Raw genomic sequence first — 24,205 nt, forward strand, 5'->3', positions numbered from 1 at the left:
TCACGTAGCCTGACGTCAATATCGATGTCAGGAGGATCGTCGTGCGAAGCGTGCGGACCGAGATCGACAGCCCCGAGATGCTCGGCTTCGCGCTGCAGCAAGGGCGGCTGGTCCAAGGCCTGAGCCAGCGCGAGCTGGCGGCGCAGCTGGGCATCGGCCAGAAGTGGGTGTGGGAGATGGAGGGCGGAAAGCCCGGCATCCTGACGACCCGGCTGTTCGTCATGCTCAAGGCGACCGGTGTCCGGCTGTATGCGGACCTGCCGTTGCCGGACGACCCGGCGAAGGGAGGCGGTGATGTCTGAGCTTCATGTCGAGCTGTACGGGCACCTCGTCGGGCACCTGTACTCGTCAGGCGACCGAACTTTCGACTTCCGTACCGACCATGCGGCCTTCGAGCACTTCAGTCCGGCCTCAACGACTCTCTCAGTGTCCGTGCCGTTGAGTGTGGTGGAAAGCCGAGGAAAGGCAGGGCGCCGCAGGGTCTTCTTCACAGAGCTGCTCCCCGAGGGGAACATGCTCGTCGACCTGGCTCGCAGAGCAGGCGTGGCTGAGCACGACGTCGTCGGATTCCTGGCTCACTACGGCCGCGACGTGGCCGGCGCTGTTCAGATCTGGGACCCGGACCGCCCGGGTGAGCCACGGACGCCGCGTATCACCGCGGTCACTGACGATGAGGTCGGGACGTTGCTGCAGGACACCCGATCCGCGCCGCTGGGCAACTCGCCGGTGTCCGGGAAGTCGTCGCTCGCGGGTGTGCAGGAGAAGATAGTTCTGGCGCGGGTCGACGGCGGATGGCACCGCGTGCACGACGGCTATCCGTCCACGCACATCGTCAAGCCCGAGACCCGCGAGCACTCGTCGCTAATCTACGACGAGGAGTACGGGACGCGCCTCGCCCGCGCGACCGGTCTGACCCGGCACGCCTCATGGGTCGAGGACTTCCCCGGCCGGCCGGGCCTCGTGATCGAGCGCTATGACCGTTCGCCGGCCGCGCCGCAAGGGCGGATCCACCAGGAGGACATGAATCAGGCGCTCGGCGCAGTCGGAAACCAGAAGTACCAGGAGTACGGCGGAAAGGTGAGCTTGGCACGGGTCGCGGAGGTGCTCGCACGTGTGGCGAGCGACGACTCGCAAGAGCGCTTGCTCCGTATGACGGCGTTCGCCGTGACCATCGGCAATCTCGACATGCACGCGAAGAACATCTCGCTGATCCACAACCCGGACCAGACCACGACGCTCGCGCCCGCCTACGACGTCGTGCCCTTGCGGCAGCACCCGACCGATGGCCGGATGGCGCTCGCTGTGAACAAGAAGTACGTGCACGCGACGATTACGGCCGAAGATATGGTGGCAGAAGGTGCGGCTTGGGGCGTGTCGGATGCCGAGGGGGTTGTGCGGAAGACTCTCGAAGCGACTCTGACCGCCATCGAGACCGATGAGCCGGATCGGCGAGCGGACCCGAAGCTCCGAGAGACGATCCTCGCATTCACGCGTAACCTGCTGGCCGGCGACCCGGCGTCGTAGGACCCCGCACAGTCACCCGACCAGCGCCGTCCGCTCCTCCTTCAGGAAGTCCGCGCAGCGTTCGCCGATCATCATCACCGTGATGTTCGGGTTGACGGTGGTGATCTCCGGCATGACCGAGGCGTCCGCGACGCGCAGCCCCGTGACGCCCTTGACCCGCAGCCGCGGGTCGAGGGGCGAGCTGTCGTCGTCCGACGCACCCATCCGGACCGAACCGGTCGGGTGGTAGACCGTGTTGTGGGTGCGCGAGATGTAGTCCGCTATCTCCTCGTCGGTCTGCACGTCCGGCCCCGGGTACAGCTCAGCGCCCGCCCACTCGGCCATAGCGGGCTGGGCGACGATCTTCCGCGCGAGCTTGATGCCCTCGACCATCACCTTCATGTCGTACGGGTCGGTGAAGTACCGGGGGTCGACCATCGGCTTGTCCCGGAAGTCGCGGGAGCGCAGCCGGACCGTGCCACGGGAGCGTGCATGGGTCACGTTCGGGGTGAGGCAGAACCCGTTCTCGGTGGTCGGGTAGCCCTGCCGTGCCGTGTGCATGTCGAACGGCACGGAGCCGTAGTGCATCATCAGGTCCGGCCGGTCCAGGTCCGGCTCGGTGGCCGCGAAGATGCCGATCTCCCACCACTGCGTCGAGGACGTGGTCATCGGCTGCTTCGCCGCCCACTGGATCACCCCTTCGGGGTGGTCCTGCATGTGCGAGCCGACGCCGGGGGCGTCCACCAGCACGTCGATCCCCACCTCCGCGAGGTGCTCCGCCGGGCCGATCCCCGACAGCATGAGCAGCTTGGGCGAGTCGATGGCGCCCGCCGAGAGGACCACCTCGTGCCGCGCGGTGAACGTGCGATGGTGGATCAGGTCCGGGTCGAGCACCTCGACGCCCGTGCACCGGGTGCCGTCGAAGAGCAGCCGCCTGGCACGGTGCTCGGTGAGGATCGTCAGGTTCGGCCGGTCGAGGATCGGGTGCAGGTAGCTCACCGACGACGACGAGCGGACGCCGTCCTCCCGGGCGTTGATCTGGAAGAAGCTCGCGCCGGTGACGACCGTCGTGCCGTCGTTGAACTGCACGCGGGGGATGCCCGCCTGCTCGCACGCGTCCAGCACGGCCACGCCGCACGGGTCGGCCTGTGGGACCTGGCGGATCCGCACCGGGCCGTCGTGCCCGTGGTGCACGCCGGGCTGGTCGTTGTTCTCGAGCTTCGTGTAGTACGGGCGGGACTCCTGCGCCCGCCAGCCGGTCGCGCCCATCGCCTCCCACTGGTCGAGGTCCTCGGCCGGGGCCCAGAACGCGATGCACGAGTTGTGCGACGAGCAGCCGCCGAGCACCTTGGCGCGCGCCTGGCGCATGAACGAGTTGCCGTTGGTCTGCGGCTCGATCGGGTAGTCCCAGTCGTAGCCGGACTCCAGCAGCCCCATCCAGCGGTCCAGCCGCAGGATCGCGTCGTCGCCGACGTCGGACGGCCCCGCCTCCAGCAGGGCGACAGTGACCGCCGGATCCTCGCTGAGCCGGGCGGCGACGGCGGCGCCGGCGGAACCCCCGCCGATCACCACGTAGTCGAAGGTGCGCTCGCCGGTCTGCGCGCCGGCCTGCTTCTCGGGGTGCTTCGCGGGCTGCTCAGTCATCGGTGCCTCCGAACCACCCGGTCACTGCCGGGCGCAGGTTCTGATAGATGTGCTTGGACTCCTGGTACTCGGCGAGGCCGGCCAGGCCGAGCTCCCGGCCGAACCCGGACTGCCCGTAGCCGCCCCACTCCGCCTGCGGCAGGTAGGGGTGGTAGTCGTTGATCCAGATCGTGCCGTGCCGCAGCCGGTTCGCGACCCGCTGTGCCTTCCCGGCGTCCTGCGACCAGACGGCGCCCGCCAGGCCGTAGATCGTGTCGTTGCTGATCTCGACCGCCTCGTCCTCGGTGCTGAACGTCTCGACGGTCACCACGGGACCGAACGCCTCGTCGACGACGGCGGAGCTGCCGCGCCGGACGCCGTCGAGCACCGTGGGCAGGTAGTAGAAGCCCTCCTCCAGCTCGCCAGTGCCCCATTCGCCGCCGCAGCGGACGACGGCGCCCTCCTCGACTGCCCGCTCCACGTATGCCGTGACCTTGTCCCGGTGCGCGGCGGAGATCAGCGGGCCGGTCTCCGCGGCGTCGTCGAACGGGCCACCCAGCCGGATCTGCCGGGCCCGGCGCACCAGCTCGTCGACGAAGCGGTCGTGTATCGACTCCTCGACGACCAGCCGTGCCCCGGCGGAGCACACCTGCCCGGAGTGCACGAACGCACCGTTGAGCGCGTTGTCCACCGCGGCGTCGAAGTCGGCGTCCGCGAAGATCACGTTCGGGTTCTTGCCGCCCAGCTCCAGGGCCACCTTCTTGACGGTGGCAGCGGCGCTCGCTGCGATGACCCGGCCGGTGACGAGACCGCCGGTGAACGACACCAGGTCGACGTCCGGGTGGCTGGAGAGGGGCGCGCCCGCCTCGGGGCCCGCCCCGAGCACGAGGTTGGCGACGCCCGCCGGGACGCCGGCGTCGGCCAGCACCTCCATGAGGAGGACGGCGGTGTGCGGCGTCAGCTCGCTCGGCTTGAGCACGAACGTGTTGCCCGCCGCGAGGCAGGGCGCCACCTTCCACACGGCCTGCAGCAGCGGGTAGTTCCACGGCGAGATGAGGCCGCACACCCCTACCGGCTCGTGCACCACGCGGCTGAGCACGTCGGCGCTGCCGGCGTCGACCACCCGGCCGGCGTCCGCGCCCGCCAGCTTCGCGTACCAGCGGAAGCAGGCTATGCAGTCGTCCATGTCGATACGGCTCTCGACCAGGCGTTTGCCCGTGTCGCGGGACTCGGCGAGGGCGAAGTCCTCCGCCCGTTCGGCGAGCAGGTCGGCCACGCGGTGCAGCAGCTCGCCGCGCTCTGCCGCGGTCGTGGCGCGCCACGGGCCGGCGTCGAACGCCCGGCGTGCCGCGGCGATCGCCCGCTCGGTGTCGGCGGCGGTCGCCTCCGACACCTCCGCGACGAGCGAGCCGTCCGCCGGGCAGCGGATCTCGCGGATGCCGCCCGCGGCCGCTGCCGCCCAGGTGCCGTCGATGTACAGGGTGGTCGGTGTGCTCATGGTGGTGCTCCCGGTCGAGACGTACGGGACGTGCGGGTGTGCGGTGGTCAGCTTTCGATCGGTTCCGTGTCGTGCGTCGGCGAGCTGCTCGCGTGCAGGAACAGCAGGTGCCGCTCGTACTGGTCCAGGACGTCGGCGATGAGCTGCTCCTTGGCGTAGTCGGTGACGTCGTAGCCCTGCGTGCCCTCCGCGAGGAGCACCTCTACACGGAAGTACGTGTCGCCCTGGTCCGACGTGTTCATGCGGAACGTCGGCGTGGGGTGGGCCTGCGGCCACAGCGTGTAGGTGAACGGGGCCTCGTCGCCGTGCTCGACGGTGAGCGTGATGGCCGGCAGCCCGGTCTCGCCCACCGGCGCCTCCGTGCAGGAGGTCGCGATGCCCTGCTCCTCGAGCGCGGCGGAGACCTCGGTGAGAGCCGGGCGCACCGTCCGGTCGATGAACCGCAGCACGTGGCGGCGGTCGGGGAAGCTGACCAGCCGCTTGAGCCGCTGTCGCCAGCCCGGGGTGCCGCTGGTGCCCGGGTGCCCGATCCGGCCCGACAGGCTGGACGGCAGCGCGGTACGGAGGGTGTCGAACTTCTGGCCCTCGGTGCGCAGTACCTTGTAGAGGGAGAACATCACGCCGAACATCACCAGCGAGAACGGCAGGCCCATGATGATCGTCCCGGACTGCAGCGTGGTGATGCCGCCCGCGAGCAGCATGCCTGCCGTGAGGAGGCCCGTGGCCGACGCCCAGAAGATGCGCAGCCAGATCGGCCCGTCGTCGGACGCCTCGTGCATCTTGATGGTCAGGTGCGACAGGACGAGCGCGCCCGAGTCGGCGGACGTCACGTAGAACAGCAGTCCGATGAAGATGGCCAGACCGATCGTCGCTGGCGCAGCGGGGAACTGCTGGAGCAGGGCGAAGATGCCCGACGCCGGGTCGTTCATCGCCGCGTCGCCGAACGCGGCCCCCTCGGCGCCTCCGTTGCGGATGTAGTCGAGCGCGCTGTTGCCGAAGGCGGACACCCAGAGCAGCACGAAGACGAACGGGATGGTGAGCGTGCCGAGCACGAACTGGCGGATGGTCCGGCCGCGCGAGATGCGCGCGAGGAACAGGCCGACGAACGGGGCCCAGGCCACCCACCAGGCCCAGAAGAACAGCGTCCACGAGCTCATCCACTCGGTGGGTGCGTCGAAGGCGTACGTGTTCAGCGTCATCCCCGGCAGCCGGGAGACGTAGTCGCCGACGTTCATCACCAGAGCGTTCAACAGGAACGTCGTCTTGCCGGTGACGACGAGGAACAGCACCAGCAGCAGGGCGAGCACCACGTTGAGCTCGGACAGGCGCCGCACACCGCGCTGCACGCCGGAGACCACGGACAGCGTCGCCATCACGACGGCGAGCGCGAGCAGCGCCACCTGTGCGCCGACGCCGATCGGCACTCCCACCAGGTCGGAGAGCCCGCGGTTGAGCATCTCGACGCCGATGCCGAGGGTGGTGGCCAGACCGAAGACGGTGCCGAGCACTGCGGCGACGTCGACGGCGTCGCCGAGCCTGCCCCAGACGCGGTCACCGAACAGCGGGTGCAGCACGGACCGGATGCTCAGCGGCATGTTGCGCCGGTAGGCGAAGTAGGCGATCGCCATGCCCATGAGGGCGTACATGCCCCAGCCGATCACGCCGTAGTGGAACAGCGTCCAGACGATGGCCATCCGGGCGGCCTCGACGGTGCCGCCGTCGCCGACGGGCGGGGCGAGGTACTGGGTGGCCGGCTCGGCCACCGAGTAGAACATCAGGTCTGTGCCGATGCCCGCGGCGAACAGCATCGCGGACCAGGTGAACAGGCCGAACTGCGGCTTGGACTGCTCAGGGCCGAGCTTGATGCGGCCCGCGCGGGAGAGGGCGACGCCGATCACGAACACCAGGAACGCGGCGGCCGCGACGAAGTAGTACGCGCCGAACCAGTCGGAGATCTTGGCGACGACGACGCCGATGTACTGCTCGGTCTGCGTCGGCCAGATGATCGCGGTGAGACCCACCACGAGGATCAGTGCCGCGGACCCGAAGAACACCGGTGGATTGATGCTGCTGTGCCGTGGCGTTTCGGTCGGGCTCTCGGCTGCTGAGGTCGGACTCTCGGTCTTCGCCGGGCTGCTCATGTTTTCCTTCGTCGACGACGTTGGGCGGTGACCACCGTACATCGAGATCAAATTTCACCCGCTATCTCGGTGGTCGAGGCCCCACCGGCCGGGTATAAGAGCCCAGTACTACGCCCGGCGTCGGAGCGTCGCCCGCTGCTCCGGCGTCAGGGCACCCCGGAGCTGCTCGGCGGTGACCGGCATACCTGCCCGCGCCAGCGCGCGCAGCAGCGCACCGGCCTCGCCCGTCGCGAGCGGCCAGGGGCCTGCCGACATGGTCTCCTGCACCGCCGTGAAGAACCGGGCTGCCCTGGCGAGCCGGATGCCGGCCGGGGTGTCCGGGCCGAGCGCCTCGACACCCCGCGCGGTGATCAGGACCCAGCGGGCGTTGGCCTCCACGCTCTCGTTCCAGCTGGCGGCCCAGACGTCGTCGCCCACGACGTAGCGCTCACGCCGGCGGGCCGGCTCTCGCTCCCGCCGGATCAGGCGGAGCCGGTCCAGGTACGCCACCGCGTTCGATACCGCAGCCCTCGAGACCCCCAGCTCGGTGCTGAGGTCGGCGGCGGTGAGCCCGTCGTCGGCAGTGTGGATCCAAACCAGTACGCGGGCCGCCGTGCGGGGGACACCGGTGGCGACGACGCTCTCGGTGAACTCGTCCAGGAACACCGACCGGGCGGAGACCCGGCGTTCCTGGGTGCGGTCGGCGCTGACCGCCCGGGCCGTAGCAGCCGGGCCGCCGCGGGGGCGCCGGGCGCGCGCGTGTGCCGCGGCCTCGGCCCGGTCGGCGTTGTACGCGGCAGGCCCGCCGTTCCTCGTCACCTCGCGGCTCACCGTCGACGTCGGCCGGCCGAGCCGCCGGGCGATCTCCGCGTAGTCGCGCCGGGCGGCGAGCCCAGCCGCGACCTGCTCGCGCTCGGTCCGGTTCAGGCGTGGTCCTGGCACATCGCTCCTGGTGTGCATCGGCAGTCCGGCTGTTGCAACGATCCACGATAGCCGCTGGCCCGTGGGGTAAATGGGCATTGATGCTGACGTGAAAGCAACGCACGGACCCCCGCGAACCGGTGGCACGGACCGGTTGCGCGACCCAGTGGAAGGAACGACATGGCCGCACCAGCCCGCCCCGCCGGCCGGGTACCGACGCAGCTCTCACGAGCGATCGCACCGGACGTCGCTCGCGGTGTGATGCTGCTGCTCATCGCCCTGGCGCACGCGCCAGGCTTCGTGAGCGACCGCGCGCCCACCGAGGCGAACACAGTGACCGAGCTCCTGCGGTCGCTGCTCGCGGAGAACCAGGCGCGCTCGATGTTCATCGTCCTGTTCGGCTACGCCATGGGGCAGCTGCTGTACCGGCAGGAGGCGCGTGGCACCGGGCCGGCGGAGACCCGCCGGCTCCTGCGTCGCCGCGGTTGGGTGCTGGTCGGTGTCGGCCTCGCACACTCCGCGCTGCTGGTGCCGGTCGACATCGTCGCCACGTACGGGTTCGCTCTGCTGTTTCTCGCGGCGATGGTGACGACCCGCGACCGTGTGCTCCTGTGGACGGCTGTGGCAGTTCTTCCGTTCAGCGTCGCGATGATCAGCTGGACCTACCAGCGCAGCGTGGCCGCCGAGCTGTCGGGCGAGCCGGCAGGGATGGTGCCGTACATGTCCGCGACCTACCCGGCACACGTCCTGTCCGGCCTGCCGGGCTGGCTCCCCGACGCGGTCCTCGGCGTGGTCGTCGTCGTATCGGGCATGCTCTTCGGCATCTGGGCGGCCCGCCGTCGTTACCTGGACGAGCCGCAGGAGCACGCGGTGCTGCTCCGCCGGACCGCCGTCGGCCTGCTCCTGCTCGCCCTGGCCACCCGCCTGCCCGAGGCGCTCGTCGTGGCCGGCTTCTGGGTACCCACGGCGACCTCCACGGAATGGGCGCTCGCCGTGCTGCACACGTTCGGCGGCTACCTGGGCGGCGTGGGGCTCGCCGCCCTCGTCGGGGTGGTGTTCGCCGGACGGCGCGCCACGGGCGGTGCGGTCGCGACGGCCTTGGCCGCGCTCGGGCAGCGGTCCCTGACCTTCTACCTGGCACAGTCGCTGGTGTGGCTCCTGCTGTTCTACCCGTTCACGCTCGACCTGGCCGGCAGCGTGTCGTTCGCCGGTGCAGCCGTGATCGCCGTCGTCGTGTGGGTGGGCTCCGTGGGGCTGGCGACAGCGATGGCGAGGGCCGGCCTGCCCGGCCCGGCAGAGGTGCTGGTCCGGAGGCTCTCCTACCGCCGCCGCTGAGTCAGACCGGCGCGAGCCCCAGGCTGCGGCCCGCGAGCCCGCGGCGGCGCTTCGCGAGCCCGCGGGCGACGTCGGCCAGCACCCGAGCGCCCGGTGAGTCCGGCGCGGTCAGGACCACCGGCGTGCCGTTGTCCCCGCCCTCGCGGACGGCGACGTCGAGCGGGATCTGACCCAGCAGCGGCACGTCCTTGCCCATGAGCTCGGTGAGCCGGGCCGAGACCTTCGCGCCGCCACCGGCGCCGAAGATCTCCAGGCGGGTGCCGTCGGGCTGCTCCAGCCACGACATGTTCTCGACCACGCCGACCACACCCTGCTGCGTCTGCGTCGCCACCGACCCCGCGCGCTCGGCGACCTCGGCGGCCGCCGCCTGCGGCGTCGTGACCACCAGGATCTCGGACGACGGCAGCAGCTGGGCCACCGAGATGGCGATGTCGCCGGTACCCGGCGGCAGGTCGAGGAGCAGCACGTCGAGGTCGCCCCAGAACACGTCGGCCAGGAACTGCTCCAGCGCGCGGTGCAGCATCGGCCCACGCCAGACGACAGGCTGTCCCGGCGGCACGAACATGCCTATCGAGACCACCTTGACGCCGTGCGCGATGGGCGGCAGCAGCATGTTGTCGACCCGGGTGGGCTGACGGTCGACACCCAGCATGCGGGGGATCGAGAAGCCGTAGATGTCGGCGTCGATCACGCCTACGGAGAGGCCGTCCGCCGCCATGGCCACCGCGAGGTTCGCCGTGACCGACGACTTGCCGACGCCGCCCTTGCCGGACGCCACGGCGAACACCTTGGTCATCGAGCCAGGCTGCGAGAACGGGATGACGGGGTCGCCCGCGCCGCCGCGGAGCATCGAGCGCAGCGAGGAGCGCTGCTCCGGCGTCATCACGCCCAGCTCGACGTCGACGCCGGCCACGCCGTCGACGGCTGACGCTGCGGCCGTCACGTCCTTGATGAGCGTCGATTTCATGGGGCAGCCGGCAACCGTCAGGTCGACGCCGACGGTCACGTGGGCGCCGGGTCCGGCGGTCGGGCTGGTTCCGGTGGTCGAGCTTTCCGAGACCACTACCGACCGGACCATGCCCAGATCGGTGATGGGACGCCGGATCTCGGGGTCGAGCACACCGGTCAGCGCGTCGCGGACGCGCGCCTCGAGTGTGGGGGAGTCGACTGGGGTCATGAATCGATCCTATGGGCCGGGTCCAGGGGTCCTGGAATCAGTCCTGGAATCAGCGGGCTCTTTCATGTCTTTGCAATGAATGACACTAGAAAACGGTACGCTGCGTCACCACCAAGGGTGAGGAGGCCCCCATGACCGAGTCACGCGTCCCCGCGCGGGTCCGGCGTGTCGCCTCCGAGGACCAGGCCCGCGAGCTCGCCGCCGCGCTGCAGCGGCCCGGCCGCAACCAGCCCGTGGTGGTCATCTCGACACCCGCCGGGCGCGACATCCCGTACGTGGACCCGAAGCGTGTGCTCGACGACGTCGCCGGGCTCGCCGAGGTGGTGGTGATCCCGACGGGTGACGTGTCGTGGGCGTTCTCGTCAGGCATGCCGCCGGACACCCAGGTCTACGGCGGCGCGTCCCGTGTCTACGGCACGGACCTGGAGTGGGTACACCATCCGCGGCGCTCGCCCCTGCACTTCGCCTACTCCGCGGACGAGGACGAGCGGGTGCGGGACCGCCTGGTCAGCGACGTCATGCGGTTCGCTGTGCGCGCGGGGATCGTCGGCGCGCCCCGGTCCGCACCGGACGCGGCGACCACCGAGGGCAAGGTGCTGGGCGTGCTCGGCACACGCGCCCTGATCAGCACAGAGGACGGCGGCCAGGCCACCGTCGCGGAGGAGCTCGTCTTCTCCGACGTCGCACTGGCGCGGGTGCTCGCGCCAGGCATGCGGGTCACCGGCGTGCTGGACCCGGCGCGCCGCCTCCTCGACATCCGCGGCATGCTGCCCGACGCCGACGCGCTGCGCCGGGTGGTGAACGCCACCTACCGGGTGGGTCACGTGGTGCTCGGCCGGGTCGAGGTGGTCGAGCACGACGCGGTACGGATCGCGCTGGCGCCCGGCGTCGTCGTCCGCGTGCGCCGCGCGGAGATCACCGGCAACGACCTGGACCTGCTGAGCGACCTCTTCACGCCGGGCGAGGTGGTGGCGGCCCGCCGGGTGCCCGCGCCGCTCGACGGCCTGGCGCTGCGGCTCGACGACGTGGACGAGGCCGAGGACGAGCCGGTCCCCGCGATCGCGCTCCTGGACGACGGGCCGCCCTGGCTGGAGCTGCCGCCCCCGCTGCCGACCGAGCCGCCCGAGACCCCTCAGATCCCGCTGGTCCAGCTCGCCGACCCCCGCCGCCTTCCGCTGCTCGAGCCTGTAGTGACCCCCCGACCGTCCCGGCTCCCGCTGCTCGAGCCTGTAGTGACCCCCCACCCCTCGCTGGTCGATCCTGTCGAGACCCGGCCCACCCCCGCCGACCTGTTCGGCCCGCGCCAGACCGACCGGGGCCCCGAACGCCCGGTCCACGAACACCCGACCCCCGACGCCGGCCCGGTGCCCACACCCCCGGGCGGCCAGCGGGCACCGACCCCCGGCGACGTGGCCGCGTGGCACGCCGGTGGCCATGACGCGCTGCCGTCGCCCGCGTCGGCCGAGACACCCGCGGAACCGCCGGGCAAGGCGGCGCGCGACCTCAGCCTCTCCCTCGACGCGGCGCGGGCCCAGGTCTCGGCGCTCGGGAAGGAGCTGCTGGACGACAAGGTCAAGCGGCACCAGGTGGAGCTCGAGGTGGACCGGCTGCTCGGCCGGGTCGGCGAGCTCACCGAACGGCTCGAACGCAGCGAGCGCCGCGCCGAGCAGCAGGCGACGGCTCTCCGCAAGGCCCGGCAGGAGGCGGCGCGTCTCCGCCGTCGGCTGGGGGACGCCGGGGTCGAGGTGCCCGAGGACCGGCACTTCGTCGATGACGAGGAACAGCTCCGCTTCGAGGTGCTGAGCGAGTGGGCCCGGGCGATCCCGGCCGCCGAGAAGGCCGGGCGCCCTCTGGCGGAGTACACGCTCGGCTCGCGGTTCCTCGCCTCCCTGACCGACGTCGAGGGGGTGAGCCGCGACCGGGTGGTCTGGACGCTCGTCATGGTGCTCACCGGGCTGGCCCCCGGGATGAACGGCCTGCAGGTCCACCGCCTGCGGACGGGCGCCGGCGGCGACGACCCCGCCAGGCACCGCGACGACGGAGCCGTGTGCTGGCGGGTCTCGCTGCAGGTCAACACGCCGTCGGCCCGCAGGCTGCACTACTGGAAGCTGCCGGGCGGGTCCTACGAGCTGTCGCGCATAGTGCTCCACGACGACGTCGAGCCGTAGCTCCTCGGTCCGCGTCGCCGCCGGCCCGGCCGGCCGGCGGCGGGTGCTCAGCCGGGCAGGGTCGAACGCAGGGTCGAACCGAGCGGCCGGGTCGCGTCGAACCCCGGCAGCACGAGGAACGTGGCGCTCGCCGTCGGGGTGACGAACTCCGTGAGCGCGTCGGCCTCGTCGAGCCGGTGCTGCGTACGGACGAACGTGTCGAGCTCGCGCTGGAAGCAGACGAAGAGCAGCCCGGTCTCGCCGGGGTCGTCGCCGACGGCGGGCGTGGCGAACGTGTAGCCACGCCGGAGCATGAGGCCGCTGCCCGTGAAGGAGGGGTGCGCCGCACGGGCATGGGACCGCGCGGGCACCAGGTACTCGCCCGCGGGAGTCTTGGCGTGCAGGTCGACGTCGTCGGACAGGGAGCCGCCGGACAGCGGGGCGCCGTCGGAGCGGCGTCGTCCCATGACGGCGTCCTGGCCCTCTGGCGCCAGTCCCGCGAACCGTTCGGTGTCCAGGACGAGCCGGCGCACCACGCAGACGGTGCCGCCTGCCACGCGGGGGTCGCCGCCGTCGTCCGCCGTGGGCAGCCAGACCTCGCGAGCCAGCTCGTCGTCGCCGTGCGGGACGACTATGCCGTCGTGGAAGCCGAGCGGGTTCCGCACGACGGTGCCCTCACCAGGTCCGCGAAAGCAGGACTCGGACCAGCGGAGAGCGGTGTCACCGAGCGCGGCGCGGAGCTCGCGGAGCGCGGTGGGCAGGGCCAGCGGGTCGGAGCCGTGCAGGGCGAGCAGGAGGTCGCCACCCTGGCGGCGCGGGTCGATAGTTCCGTCGCCCGCGAACGAGGGGAGCTCCGTCGCGCCGGGGAGGCCGGGGTCGATCCCGGCGACGAGCCGTGGGCCGAGGCCTACCGTGACGGTGAGGTCGCCAGGGCCGTCGGCGAGTGGCCCCGTCCCGTCCGTGACGGTGCGGATCGCAGCACCCAGGGCGGCGAGCCGGGGGCCGAGCGTTTCGGGTCCGTCCGGCAGGTCGAGCACCGCGAGCAGGCCGAACCGCTGCGGCGTAGCGGGCCGGGCGATCCCGGCCTGCGTGGCCCCGGTGGCCTCCACGCCGTCCGACGACGGTTCCAGGGTGTCCGTGCCGGCCCGGGCGGGCGTCGGTGTCCGGTCGTAGGCGTCCTGGCCGCCGAGCGTCCCGGTGGCGGCTATCCCGCCGACCGTCGCGGCCAGGCCCGCGATCGCGCCGCCGGTGCCGAACAGCAGCTCTCGCCGGCTGACGCCGCTCATCCGTCATTCCTCCGGGTATCGGGGATCGCACTCGGGTCGACGTCCTTGAGGACCGCCGGGACGGTCAGCGTGGCGTCCTCCAGGGTGACCTCTGCCCACTGCTTGCCGAGGCGCACGTCCACCCGGTGCGCCAGGCCGTTCTGGTCCACCCAGTAGTGGATGCCCGCGGCGTCCGGGTCGGCTCTGTCTGTCCGTCCGTCGGTCGGCCCCGCGAACACCGTGACCTCCTGCTCACCCGCGGTGTCCTCGCGCAGCCAGAGCGCGCCACCCTGCCTGATGAGCAACGGGTTCTCGGGGCGGTCCGCGCCCAGGCCCGCGAGCACCGTCAGCACGACGGCGAGCGGTGAGGTGTGCGCGTCCAGCTTTCCGGCCTGCCAGCCCTCCAGCGACGTCACGGGTTCGCCGAGGTGGTCGCCGGCGGTGGTCGCGAGGACGCGGCCGTCCCAGACGACCCGGTCGGAGGGCACGCCGTCGGCCGAGACGAGCCCGTAGCCGGTGTGCGTCGTGTAGTCGTACCAGCCCTCGAGGGCCACCTCGTGGCCCTGGTCGGTGTACGTCGCCGTGACCTTGCGGCTGCCCGCGTCGAAGTTCCGGAACCGGACGCTCGCCAGCCGCTCGGACTCCGCCACGGTGACCGGGCGTACGGCGCTCTCCTCCGCCGCGGGTTCGGCGCCGCCGGAGCAGGCGGTGGTGAGCAGCAGCGTCACCGCGACGAGAGCGCCGGCGGCCTTTCGCCGTGTCATGCCACACCACTCCGTTCGGCGAGCAGGTCGGCGGCGGGAACGCCGTCGGGCAGCACCGCATCGTCGGTCACGGCGGGCGGCAGCGGGCCCGGCACCGTCTCGACGCCGCTCATCCCAGGCTGGGGCGGCGGCGCGGGCACCTTCAGGAAGCTGATCCCGGGAGGGACCTCCACCCCCGGCAGCGCGTCGGGCGGGACCGCGCCCAGCGGCGAACCTGCCCCGCACCGCAGACGCAGGTTCTCCGGCAGCGTGGACGGCCGCCCGCCCGCGCAGTTGGCCCGGGCCGGCGCCCGCTCCGCCGAGATGTTGGCGATGTCGACGCCGTTGGCGTCCAGACCGGCGGCCGACCAAGCGCCGTCCATCCGGTTCCCGACAGCGGCCAGGTCCTCCGTGTTGGCGAGCAGGACACCCGCGCGCGGGTTCCCCGCCACCAGGTTGTCCCGCAGCACGTTGTCCCGGCCGCCGCTGATGCCCACACCGATGCCGAACCCGCCCTCGGCGTGCGCCGGGGAGTCGGCGGCGTCGTTCGAGCTGATGACATTACCCACAATGGTATTGCCGTGCTGAGGCGTAAACGCCTCGAGATAGTTCGACAGCAGCGTCATCCCGATCCGGTTGTTCGAGAACCTGTTCCCGGTCACGACCACGGAGTCGGAGGCGTTGGCATTCTCGAAACCAACAGCGTTGCGCTCGGCCACATTATTGGTGACGAGAATGTCACAGTCCCTGCATTGCCCCACGTAGATGCCGGAATCGGCGGAACCGGAAGCATAGGAGTCCGCGATGACGCCGTGGCGGGCGTCGAACGCGTAGATGCCGTACAGCCCGTTGTTCGACGCCGTGACGTTCCGGATCGCGAACCGTTCGACGGGCGGGAACTGCTCGGGGTCGAGCCGTTCGTAGCCGTCGAGACCGTGCGCGGTGGGGCCTGCCTCGTCGTGCATGCCGGTCACGAGCACGCCGTAGTACATGGTGCGGCGCACGGTGAGGTTCTCGATGCGCACGCCGTCGGCGGTGGCGATGACGCCGGAGCTGCGCGTACCCCCGCCGTCGACCACCACAGCGTTGCGATCCGTTCCGCGGAGCGTGACGTCGGCCGTGCCGATCAGGACCTCCTCGGCGTACGTCCCCGGGGCGACGAGCACGAGGTCGCCAGGAGTCGCGGCGTCGACGGCCGCCTGGATCGTCTCGAACGCCTCGGGGACACGCAGGACGCCGGGCGTCCCGTCGGCGGAGGACGCCGGGCCTGCCGCGCAGGCCGCGAGGGTGAGAACGGATGCAATTGCGGCGGTTCGGGGTATATATCCGAACAATGATTTTAAGTGCCTCTTCGGTGGCATGGGCGGAGTCTAGGCAGGCGCGCCTGCCGCGCACCTGTTGAACCGCAATGTGCCTGCTCCAGGGCTTGTGTGCCCTGGGCACTCGTTTTTTTGATTCCGATTCGTTCAGGAATGCACTCACTTGCATTCCGGTGCGTCGCGGCAGAGTTTTCGGACAATACGCGAGCCGTGATGCTTTCGACTTGCACTGCCTACTCGCGTGGCTTCTGATGACGTCGGATTGTCGAGACGTGTGAAGAAGCATTGTCCGTTTTATGACAGGAGAAAAAGACATGGGAATTCGCCAGCGCTCTGAGCGCGGTGCGCATGGGTGGTGGGCCTCCTGGGCCGGAGCCAATGCACTCACCCCGCGGCTCGACGTCCGACGAATCGGTGTCTCATCACCGCGCAGCCTCGTGGCAGGCGGTGGAGCGCTCGCGCTCACCGCTGTGCTGATGGTCCCGGGAATGGTCCCGTCGGCCTCGGCGGCGCCGGACGACGTGATCGCCGCGGGCCAGGTCTGGGAGGACAACGACGGCGACGGCGCGCACGACGAGGACGGCTCCGACGGGTTCCTCGAGCAGGGCGTCGGCAACGTCACGGTCACCGTGACCGACGCACTCGGAAACTCCGCGACCACACGCACCAACCGTGTAGACGCGGCCGGCGGCTGGTCGATGACCGAGGGTGAGTTCACCGACCAGACCGGTGAGGTGCCCAACGTCGCCGACGGCGCGACCGTCGCGGAGCTGCGCATCACGTTCTCCGACATCCCCGAGGGCTATGCGTCGTGGCTGGCCGGTGACCTCGCGGACAACGGCACGTCCGTGCAGTTCGTCGCCGCAGGCGACCAGTCGGTGGACTACGCAGTGCTGCCCCCCGAGGACCACCGCCCGCAGTCGCCGGACGTCATCACGGCGATCCACTCGGCGGGCGACCCGCTGGCCGAGGGGACGACGGGGCAGCCCGCGCTCGTCGTCACCGACTGGGCGACCGCCCAGGACACGGGCAAGCGCGACATCGCCACCGTCGGCGACGTCGGCACCGTGTGGGGCACCGCCTACGAGCAGGCCAGCAACACGTTCCTGGCCTCCGCCGTGTACCGCCGGAACGCCGGCCTCGCCGAGCACCGGTGGGACGGTTCGACGGACCGCGCCCTCGGCGCCATCTACCGGATCCCGGACGCCATCGACCCGGCGACCGGTGACGTCGCGGCAGGCATCGGGCCCGTGGGAGGCGTGGAGGCCTGGTTCTCCCTGACCGACCTCGGGATCGACGTCGGCACGGTCGCCTCGAACGCGGATCGCGCGCTGGCAGCAGGTGTCGACCCGACCGCCGACCCCGACGGGTTCGCGAACGCCGCGAAGGTCGGCCTCGGCGGCATCGACACGTGGACCGACGGCGTCACGACCTACCTGTTCGTGATGAACCTCGCCGACGGCAACCTGTACCGGATCGACATCTCGCCGACGAACCCGGTCAGCCCGGACTTCGACCCGGCGTTCGTGCCGGCCGCGGGCGACGTCGAGCAGATCGCGCTCGGACTCGGTGATGCCCAGAGTGGCTGGGCCGTCGAGGTGCAGGGCGACGAGGTGTACGTGGGCTGGGCCGACACCGGCTCCGCACCCGGCAGCTGCGCCACCGTCGCGCCCGGCGAGTCCACCGACAGCTGGCCGCAGTGCGCCTCGGCGGAGCCGCTGCGCGGCTACGTGGGCAAGGTCCCGGTCGGCGGCGGCGCCGTCGCGCAGGTCATGGACGTGGACCTGGGCTACCCGCGCGGCAACCCGATGTCCTACTGGGACGGGACGCAGCAGGGGAACGTCGAGCGGCACCCGCAGATCCGGCACTGGAACTCCTGGACCGATGTCTGGACGTGGGACAGCGCGGACGCGAACGCTGACAGCTGGCCCGACGGGTCGGTCGGCTTCAGCAAGACCGCGGCCGGCGACCCGGACGGGGCCCAGGCGTATCCGCAGGCGATCATGTCCTCGATCACCTTCAACACCGCCGGATACATGACGGTCGGCATGATTGACCGCACCGAGCTGCAGGGCGGTAACCGGCAGTGGGCGGCCGACACGGGCCAGGACGGCGGAACGTCGTCGGAGATCGTCTTCGAGACGATCGCCCAGGGCGACATCATGCTGGCCGGCCGGAACGCGGACGGGACGTACACGCCCGAGACCGGTGCCGCGGCGGAAGGGACGGGCCTGGACGGCGAGACCACCCAGTGGGCGAACGGCAAGGCTCCGATCCTGGCGTCCGGTCCGGGCGGCAACGAGTTCCACGGCGACGACCAGGGCCTCGACGGCACGGTCATCGGCGTGACCCACGAGGAGATCGCGCTGGGCGCCGTGCTCGACGTGGCCGGTGCGACCGACGTGGCCTCCACGTCCTTCGACCCGCTCGCGACGCTGCGGGTGCAGGGCCTCATCTGGTTCAACGACGGTGACGGCGCGGCGACGCGCGGAGTCGAGTTCACGGAGGACGAAGGGAACACCGGAAGGCCGACCGTCAGCTTCCAGAAGGGCGGTGGCCTCGGCGACCTCGACGCACTGATCCCGCCGGCTCCGGTCGAGATCGGCAACCGCGTGTGGTTCGACGGCAACGGCGACGGCCTTCAGGACGCGGGCGAGCCCGGCATCCCCGGTGTAACGGTCGAGCTGGTGGACGCCGCTGACGCCGTAGTCGGCACGCAGGTCACCGCCGCCGACGGGACCTACTACTTCTCGTCCGACGCCACCGACACCGCGCACTTCACCGAGCTGGTGCACGGCGCGGAGTACACGGCGCGGTTCGTCACGCCGGCCGACGGCGACCTCGCCGTCGACTACCTCGGCGCAGCGATCACCGTTCCGTGGTCCGACGTCCTGTTCACCACGATGCAGGCGACCACCGGCGACAACCCGCACGCGGAGACGGACAACGCCGACGGCGTGAACCCGCGCCCCGAGCCCGTGCCCGATGTGCCGGAGGCCGCAGAGGACGCGGACCGGACCGACTCGAACCCGGACCCGGCGACCGGCGAGTACACCTTCACCCTGGGCGGCTACGGCCAGAACGACCACTCGATCGACGCCGGCGTGGTCATCCTCGGCTCGATCGGTGACTGCGTCTGGTCCGACCTGAACGGTGACGGCATCCAGGACGAGGGCGAACCGGGTGTCGAAGGCGTCGTGGTGAACCTGTACGACGTCGACGGCAACCTTGTCGACACGACCACCACGGACGCCGAGTGCAAGTACCTCTTCGAGGGCCTGCCGCTGGGCGACTACACGGTCGAGTTCATCGCACCGGACGGCTCCGTGCTCTCCCCGCAGAGCGCGGGCGAGGACCCGGCGGTCGACTCGGACGCCGACCCGGCCACCGGGATGACGCCCGTCGTCTCCCTGACGCCCGGCAGCCCGGTCGACCTCGATGTCGACGCGGGCATCGTCCCGACCGATGCGGTACTGGGTTCGATCGGGGACTGCGTCTGGTTCGACGAGAACACCAACGGCATCCAGGACGACGGCGAGGCCGGCGTCGAGGGTGTGACCGTGATCCTGTTCGGGGCTGACGGCGACGAGGTGTCCCGCACCACCACGGACGCGGACTGCGCGTACCTGTTCGCCGACCTGCCGCTGGGCGACTACTCGGTCGGGTTCACGGACCTGCCCGACGGCATGGTGTTCACCGAGCTGGGTGCAGGGGACGACCCGGCGGTCGACTCGGACGCCGACCCGGTCACGGGGCAGACGGGTTCGTACACGCTGACCGAGGAGGTCCCGGACCGCCTCGACGTGGATGCGGGCATCTACGAGCCGACCGAGCCACTGGGCTCGATCGGCGACTGCGTCTGGTCCGACCTGAACGGTGACGGCATCCAGGACGACGGCGAGCCCGGTGTCGAGGGTGTGACCGTGGTGCTGTACGACGCAGAGGGCGCCGAGGTGGCGACCACCACCACGGACGCCGAGTGCGCCTACCTGTTCACCGGTCTGCCGCTGGGCGACTACTCGGTCGGGTTCGAGAACCTGCCCGAGGGTGCGACCTTCACGACGCCCGGCGCCGGGGACAACCCGGCGGTCGACTCCGACGCAAACCCGGAGACCGGCATGACCGGCACCGTGTCGCTGACCGAGGACTTCCTGGACCGTCTGGACATCGACGCGGGTGTCGTCTCGCCCGATGCGGTGCTGGGTTCGATCGGTGACTGCGTCTGGTTCGACGAGAACACCAACGGCCTTCAGGACGAGGGTGAGCCTGGTGTCGAGGACGTGACCGTCGTGCTGTACGACGCAGAGGGCGCCGAGGTGGCGACCACCACCACGGACGCCGACTGCAAGTACCTGTTCACCGACCTGCCGCTGGGTGACTACTCGGTCGGGTTCACCGACCTGCCCGAGGGCGCGACCTTCACCCTGCCGGGTGCCGGGGACGACCCGGCGCTGGACTCGGACGCCGACATGGAGACCGGGACGACCGACACCGTGTCACTGACCGAGGAGGTCCCGGACCGCCTGGACGTCGACGCGGGTGTCGTCTCGCCCGATGCCGTGCTGGGTTCGATCGGTGACTGCGTCTGGTTCGACAAGAACGCCGACGGCATCCAGGACGACGGCGAGGCCGGCGTCAAGGGTGTGACGGTGATCCTGTTCGGGGCCGACGGCGACGAGGTGGCTCGTACCACCACGGGTGCCGACTGCAAGTACCTGTTCGCCGACCTGCCGCTGGGTGACTACTCGGTCGGGTTCACCGACCTGCCCGAGGACAAGACGTTCACCGTTCCGGGTGCCGGGGACGACCCGGCGCTGGACTCGGACGCCGACCAGCTCACGGGCCGGACGGGCACGTACTCGCTGACCGAGGAGACGCCGGACCGTCGGGACGTGGACGCGGGTGTCGTGTCGTCCGACGAGGTGCTGGGTTCGATCGGTGACTGCGTCTGGTTCGACGAGAACGAGGACGGTCTCCAGAACGACGGCGAGTCCGGTGTCGAGGGCGTGACCGTGACCCTGTACGACGCTGAGGGCAACGTAGTGGCGACCACCACCACGGACGCCGAGTGCGCGTACCTGTTCACGGGCCTGCCCCCGGGTGACTACACGGTCACCTTCGGGGACGTCCCCGAGGGGATGTGCTTCGTGGCACCGGGGGCCGGCGACAAGCCGGCACGCGACTCCGACGCCGACCGGAAGACCGGTGAGACCGGAACGGTCGCAGTGACCGAGGGCAACCTCGATCGGTCTGACATCGACGCCGGCCTGCGTGACTGCGCCGACGAGACGCCCGGGGAAGACCCGGGCGAGATGGCAAACACCGGCGCCAACGTGGCGCTGATCGCGCTGCTGAGCGTGCTGCTGGTCGCCGTCGGCACGATCCTCGTGGTGTGGCGCAACCGCCGTCGGAACGTCGTCTGACGGTAGGTGAACCACAGCGGACGGCCCTCGCACCCACCCAGGGTGCGGGGGCCGTCCGCTTGTCTACGGCTTGCGCTCTTCCTTCTCCTCCAGCAGCTCTTCGAGGAGGTTGCGGATCTCCGAGCGTACGAAGTCCCGGGTGGCGATCTCCGACAGGGCGATCCGCAGCGAAGCCATCTCGCGCGCCAGGTACTCGGTGTCGGCGAGGTTGCGCTCACCGCGCTGCCGGTCCTGCTCGGCGGTGACCCGGTCGCGGTCGTCCTGCCGGTTCTGCGCCAGCAGGATCAGCGGGGCCGCGTAGCTGGCCTGCAGCGAGAGCATCAGAGTGAGCGCGGTGAACCCGTTCGCTGCGCTGTCGAACCGCAGGTTCTCCGGACCCCACGCGTTCCACACCAGCCAGACGATGCAGAACACCGTGAGATAGATGAGGAACCGGGGCGTGCCAAGGAACCGGGCGATGCCCTCGGTGGCCTTCCCGACGGCGTCCTCGTCCATCCGGAACCGGGGGACCAGGCTGCGGCGCTGCGCGAGCGGGGTGTCCAGGCGGTCAGCCACGGTTCGCCTCCTGTCGTGTCGACTCCTGGCGCAGCGACTCCCGGCGCGCGGACTCGCGGCGGGCCGAGGGGGCGGCCTGCGCGGCGATCGCCTCCAGCCGTTCGTCGTCGCTGCCGCGCCAGTCGTCCGGGAGGATGTGGTCCAGGACGTCGTCGACGGTGACCACGCCGAGCAGTCTGCGCTGGGCGTCGAGCACCGGCAGCGCGAGCAGGTCGTAGGCGGCGAGCAGGCGGGTCACCTGGCCCACCGAGGCGTCATGGGTGAGCCACTCCGTCTCGGCGTCCAGCACCGACGCGACGGCGGCGTGCGGTGGCTCCCGCAGCAGTCGCTGGAAGTGCGCGACGCCGAGGAACCGGCCCGTCGGCGTCTCGAGCGGCGGTCGCACCACGAACACCATGGAGGCCAGCGCCGGCGGCAGCTCGGCGCGCCTGATCTGGGCCAGCGCGGTGGCGATCGTGTCGTCGGCGCCCAGGATCACCGGCTCCGTGGTCATGAGACCACCCGCGGTGTCCTCCGCGTACTCCAGCAGCCGCCGGACGTCGGCCGCCTCCTCCGGCTCCATGAGGTTCAGGAGCTGGGCCGCCTGCTCCTGCGGCAGCTCGTTGAGGAGGTCGGCGGCGTCGTCCGGCTCCATCGCCTCCAGCACGTCGGCCGCACGGTCCCGGTCCAGACCCGACAGGATCGACACCTGGGCGTCCTCCGGGAGCTCCTCCAGCACGTCGGCGAGGCGCTCGTTGTTCAGTGCGCTCGCGATCTCCAGCCGGCGCGCCGGCGCCAGCTCGCGGATCACGTCCGCGAGGTCGGCGGCGCGCATGTCCTCGTACGCCTCCAGCAGGCGAGCGGCGCCCTGCTCGGGCGACCGGCTCATGAGGTCCTGCACGGCGTCGACCGGGACCGTCATGGTGGAGCCACGGCGGAACGGGGCAGACCCCCGCGCGGACCGCCGCCGCACGAACAGCTGGTCCACCAGCCAGTCGCCGGTGCGCTGCTGCGCGATCGAGACGTCCTCGATGGTCACCTCGCCCGAACCGTCGGTGAGCTGGACCCGGCGGTCCAGCAGCTCGCCCATCACCATCGACTCCATGGCCCGCTGCTCGAACCGCCGCAGGTTCACCAGGCCGGTACTGATCACCTGGCCAGGGTCGATGCTGGTGACGCGGGTCAGGGGAAGGAAGACGCGGCGTCGGCCCGGTACCTCGACCACCAGGCCCACCGCACGCGGCGCGCCCTTGGCCCGGACCAGCACGACGACGTCTCGGACCCGGCCCACCTGGTCCCCGATCGGGTCGAAGACCACCGTGCCGGCCAGACGTGCGACGAAAACCCTGCTGGTGGCGCTCACGCTGGTCAGCCTACGACTCGCCCCTGGGCCACGCTTCTCGCCACCAGCCGCAAGGTAGGAGAGACTATGGGGCATGAGCATGTCTCGCCCGGGTGCCGTCCCGAAGGTCCCGACCCTGCCGGCCGGCGACGAGGTCGCCGCGTACTCCACCTACCTGGAGGCGCAGAAAGCAGTCGACTACCTCTCCGACAACAAGTTCCCCGTCGAGAACGTCACCATCGTGGGCACCGACCTGCGCATGGTCGAGCGCGTCACGGGGCGCCTCACGTACGGTCGGGTGGCGCTCGCGGGCGCACTCTCCGGCGCATGGTTCGGTTTCTTCGTGGGTCTGCTGATCACCCTGTTCGCGGGCGAGGCGGGCTTCCAGGTGATGTTCGCCGGCATCGCGCTCGGTGCGGGCTTCGGCCTGCTGTTCTCGATCCTGTCGTACACGTTCACCGGCGGGCGGCGTGACTTCACGTCCTCGTCGCAGATCGTGGCCGCGACGTACGCGATCCTCTGCGGGCACGACCACGCGAGCGACGCACGCGCGCTCCTGATGCGCTCGCCGAGCGGGCTGGGCAAGTCGCGCGGCGCCGCCACCGTGGGCGTCCCGGCGCCCGTCGCGCCGCCGGTGTCTGCCGCTCAGCTGCCTGGTGCGCCTGGTGCTTCTGGCGCTCCGGCGCCCGGTGCCGAGCCCACCCAGCCCGCCGCTGCGCCGACCCGCCCGACCGACCCACGCTGGGTCACGCCGTCGGGCGAGCCTCGTTACGGCGCGATGCGGCCTGCTGCTGGTGCTGGTGCTGGTGCTGCTGCTGGGGCGGCGCCGGCCGAGGCGCCGTCGGACGCACCTGCGGGCACGCCCGCCGCAACGCCGGATGCGCCGGCCGCTGCGCCGGCGGATGCACCCTCGGACGCGTCGGCGCAGACCGGGTCGCCGACCCCGCCGGACCAGGCGGCGTCCGCCTCGGACGCCCGGCGACAGGACGAGTCGGGCGACGAGGACGACGAGCGGACGACCCGCACGACGCCCCGCTACACCAACCCCTACGCCCCGCCGAGCGACGACCAGAAGTAGCTCACGCTGCGCCGAATTCGGTCGGTTGCAAGGTGGCCCGTATGACTTCGGTCGCTTGCTCTGAGATCGGTCAATCAAACGACCCCGAGCACCTTGGCGCCACTGTCGTCGTCGGACGGGAGGAGGACGGCGAGCGAGTTGTAGTCCCCGACGTCGTCCCAGCCGAACGTCCCCGGC

16 protein-coding genes are annotated in these 24,205 nt (G+C 71.1%); 6 read left to right on the forward strand and 10 right to left on the reverse strand.

The features are described from left to right. The first annotated feature begins 41 nt into the window (after window positions 1–41). Window positions 42–302, forward strand: coding sequence for a transcriptional regulator (locus tag AB0F70_RS25980; RefSeq protein WP_357455674.1), 261 nt, complete (start codon window positions 42–44; stop codon window positions 300–302). Next, complete coding sequence (locus tag AB0F70_RS25985; RefSeq protein WP_357455715.1) at window positions 295–1,524, forward strand: HipA domain-containing protein; 1,230 nt, start codon at window positions 295–297, stop codon at window positions 1,522–1,524. The genes AB0F70_RS25980 and AB0F70_RS25985 overlap by 8 nt, the downstream gene beginning before the upstream one ends. 12 nt (window positions 1,525–1,536) lie before the next feature. Here the strand turns inward: AB0F70_RS25985 and AB0F70_RS25990 are convergent, their stop codons facing one another. The 4 genes from AB0F70_RS25990 to AB0F70_RS26005 all read right to left on the reverse strand — a co-directional run bounded on the left by AB0F70_RS25990 (window position 1,537) and on the right by AB0F70_RS26005 (window position 7,686). Then, window positions 1,537–3,147, reverse strand: a complete 1,611-nt coding sequence (locus tag AB0F70_RS25990; protein ID WP_357455677.1) for a GMC oxidoreductase — start codon at window positions 3,145–3,147, stop codon at window positions 1,537–1,539. Beyond that, on the reverse strand, window positions 3,140–4,624 hold the full coding sequence (locus AB0F70_RS25995; protein WP_357455679.1) for an aldehyde dehydrogenase family protein: 1,485 nt from the start codon (window positions 4,622–4,624) through the stop codon (window positions 3,140–3,142). Before AB0F70_RS25995 ends, AB0F70_RS25990 begins: the two co-directional genes overlap by 8 nt. 47 nt (window positions 4,625–4,671) lie before the next feature. Continuing rightward, window positions 4,672–6,807 (reverse strand): choline BCCT transporter BetT, encoded by a 2,136-nt coding sequence (gene betT / locus AB0F70_RS26000; RefSeq protein ID WP_357455682.1) that lies wholly within the window; start codon window positions 6,805–6,807, stop codon window positions 4,672–4,674. A 66-nt stretch (window positions 6,808–6,873) separates the two neighbouring features. Next, the gene (locus tag AB0F70_RS26005; protein ID WP_357455685.1) at window positions 6,874–7,686 is read right to left on the reverse strand and encodes a MarR family transcriptional regulator; all 813 of its coding nucleotides are present in this window, start codon (window positions 7,684–7,686) and stop codon (window positions 6,874–6,876) included. 159 nt (window positions 7,687–7,845) lie between these two features. On the opposite strand from AB0F70_RS26005, the gene AB0F70_RS26010 reads away from it, so the two are divergent. Then, window positions 7,846–9,000, forward strand: coding sequence for a DUF418 domain-containing protein (locus AB0F70_RS26010; protein ID WP_357455688.1), 1,155 nt, complete (start codon window positions 7,846–7,848; stop codon window positions 8,998–9,000). Window position 9,001: 1 nt separating this feature from the next. Here the strand turns inward: AB0F70_RS26010 and AB0F70_RS26015 are convergent, their stop codons facing one another. Next, window positions 9,002–10,177 carry a P-loop NTPase gene (locus tag AB0F70_RS26015; protein WP_357455691.1) on the reverse strand — a complete coding sequence of 392 codons (1,176 nt, stop codon included), beginning with the start codon at window positions 10,175–10,177 and terminating at the stop codon, window positions 9,002–9,004. Window positions 10,178–10,308: 131 nt separating this feature from the next. On the opposite strand from AB0F70_RS26015, the gene AB0F70_RS26020 reads away from it, so the two are divergent. Further along, window positions 10,309–12,345: a hypothetical protein gene (locus AB0F70_RS26020; protein ID WP_357455694.1), complete on the forward strand. Its 2,037-nt coding sequence runs from the start codon at window positions 10,309–10,311 to the stop codon at window positions 12,343–12,345. 47 nt (window positions 12,346–12,392) lie between these two features. Here the strand turns inward: AB0F70_RS26020 and AB0F70_RS26025 are convergent, their stop codons facing one another. The 3 genes from AB0F70_RS26025 to AB0F70_RS26035 are packed head-to-tail and all read right to left on the reverse strand — an operon-like array spanning window position 12,393 to window position 15,693. Further along, on the reverse strand, window positions 12,393–13,610 hold the full coding sequence (locus AB0F70_RS26025) for a Dyp-type peroxidase (RefSeq protein ID WP_357455696.1): 1,218 nt from the start codon (window positions 13,608–13,610) through the stop codon (window positions 12,393–12,395). Next, window positions 13,607–14,353 (reverse strand): hypothetical protein, encoded by a 747-nt coding sequence (locus AB0F70_RS26030; protein WP_357455698.1) that lies wholly within the window; start codon window positions 14,351–14,353, stop codon window positions 13,607–13,609. Before AB0F70_RS26030 ends, AB0F70_RS26025 begins: the two co-directional genes overlap by 4 nt. After that, window positions 14,350–15,693: a right-handed parallel beta-helix repeat-containing protein gene (locus tag AB0F70_RS26035; protein WP_357455701.1), complete on the reverse strand. Its 1,344-nt coding sequence runs from the start codon at window positions 15,691–15,693 to the stop codon at window positions 14,350–14,352. The genes AB0F70_RS26030 and AB0F70_RS26035 overlap by 4 nt, the downstream gene beginning before the upstream one ends. A 446-nt stretch (window positions 15,694–16,139) precedes the next feature. On the opposite strand from AB0F70_RS26035, the gene AB0F70_RS26040 reads away from it, so the two are divergent. Continuing rightward, on the forward strand, window positions 16,140–21,074 hold the full coding sequence (locus AB0F70_RS26040) for an SdrD B-like domain-containing protein (protein ID WP_357455703.1): 4,935 nt from the start codon (window positions 16,140–16,142) through the stop codon (window positions 21,072–21,074). A 63-nt stretch (window positions 21,075–21,137) separates the two neighbouring features. Here the strand turns inward: AB0F70_RS26040 and AB0F70_RS26045 are convergent, their stop codons facing one another. After that, window positions 21,138–21,629 carry a DUF1003 domain-containing protein gene (locus AB0F70_RS26045; protein WP_357455706.1) on the reverse strand — a complete coding sequence of 164 codons (492 nt, stop codon included), beginning with the start codon at window positions 21,627–21,629 and terminating at the stop codon, window positions 21,138–21,140. Next, window positions 21,622–22,971, reverse strand: a complete 1,350-nt coding sequence (locus tag AB0F70_RS26050; protein WP_357455709.1) for a CBS domain-containing protein — start codon at window positions 22,969–22,971, stop codon at window positions 21,622–21,624. The genes AB0F70_RS26045 and AB0F70_RS26050 overlap by 8 nt, the downstream gene beginning before the upstream one ends. Window positions 22,972–23,044: 73 nt before the next feature. On the opposite strand from AB0F70_RS26050, the gene AB0F70_RS26055 reads away from it, so the two are divergent. After that, a complete protein-coding gene (locus tag AB0F70_RS26055; RefSeq protein WP_357455712.1) occupies window positions 23,045–24,028 on the forward strand; it encodes a general stress protein in 984 nt (327 codons plus the stop codon). The last annotated feature ends 177 nt before the right edge of the window (window positions 24,029–24,205 follow it).

This window comes from Promicromonospora sp. NPDC023805 (assembly GCF_040639635.1).
Taxonomy (GTDB): Bacteria; Actinomycetota; Actinomycetes; order Actinomycetales; family Cellulomonadaceae; genus Promicromonospora.

Coding starts and splice junctions, on each gene's coding strand:
- AB0F70_RS26035 (WP_357455701.1), bottom strand. CDS start 15,693: ATGCCACCGAAGAGGCACTTAAAATCATTGTTCGGATATATACCCCGA.
- AB0F70_RS26030 (WP_357455698.1), bottom strand. CDS start 14,353: ATGACACGGCGAAAGGCCGCCGGCGCTCTCGTCGCGGTGACGCTGCTG.
- AB0F70_RS25985 (WP_357455715.1), top strand. CDS start 295: ATGTCTGAGCTTCATGTCGAGCTGTACGGGCACCTCGTCGGGCACCTG.
- AB0F70_RS26010 (WP_357455688.1), top strand. CDS start 7,846: ATGGCCGCACCAGCCCGCCCCGCCGGCCGGGTACCGACGCAGCTCTCA.
- AB0F70_RS25990 (WP_357455677.1), bottom strand. CDS start 3,147: ATGACTGAGCAGCCCGCGAAGCACCCCGAGAAGCAGGCCGGCGCGCAG.
- AB0F70_RS26055 (WP_357455712.1), top strand. CDS start 23,045: ATGAGCATGTCTCGCCCGGGTGCCGTCCCGAAGGTCCCGACCCTGCCG.
- AB0F70_RS26020 (WP_357455694.1), top strand. CDS start 10,309: ATGACCGAGTCACGCGTCCCCGCGCGGGTCCGGCGTGTCGCCTCCGAG.
- AB0F70_RS25995 (WP_357455679.1), bottom strand. CDS start 4,624: ATGAGCACACCGACCACCCTGTACATCGACGGCACCTGGGCGGCAGCG.
- AB0F70_RS26025 (WP_357455696.1), bottom strand. CDS start 13,610: ATGAGCGGCGTCAGCCGGCGAGAGCTGCTGTTCGGCACCGGCGGCGCG.
- AB0F70_RS26040 (WP_357455703.1), top strand. CDS start 16,140: ATGGTCCCGTCGGCCTCGGCGGCGCCGGACGACGTGATCGCCGCGGGC.
- betT (WP_357455682.1), bottom strand. CDS start 6,807: ATGTACGGTGGTCACCGCCCAACGTCGTCGACGAAGGAAAACATGAGC.
- AB0F70_RS26015 (WP_357455691.1), bottom strand. CDS start 10,177: ATGACCCCAGTCGACTCCCCCACACTCGAGGCGCGCGTCCGCGACGCG.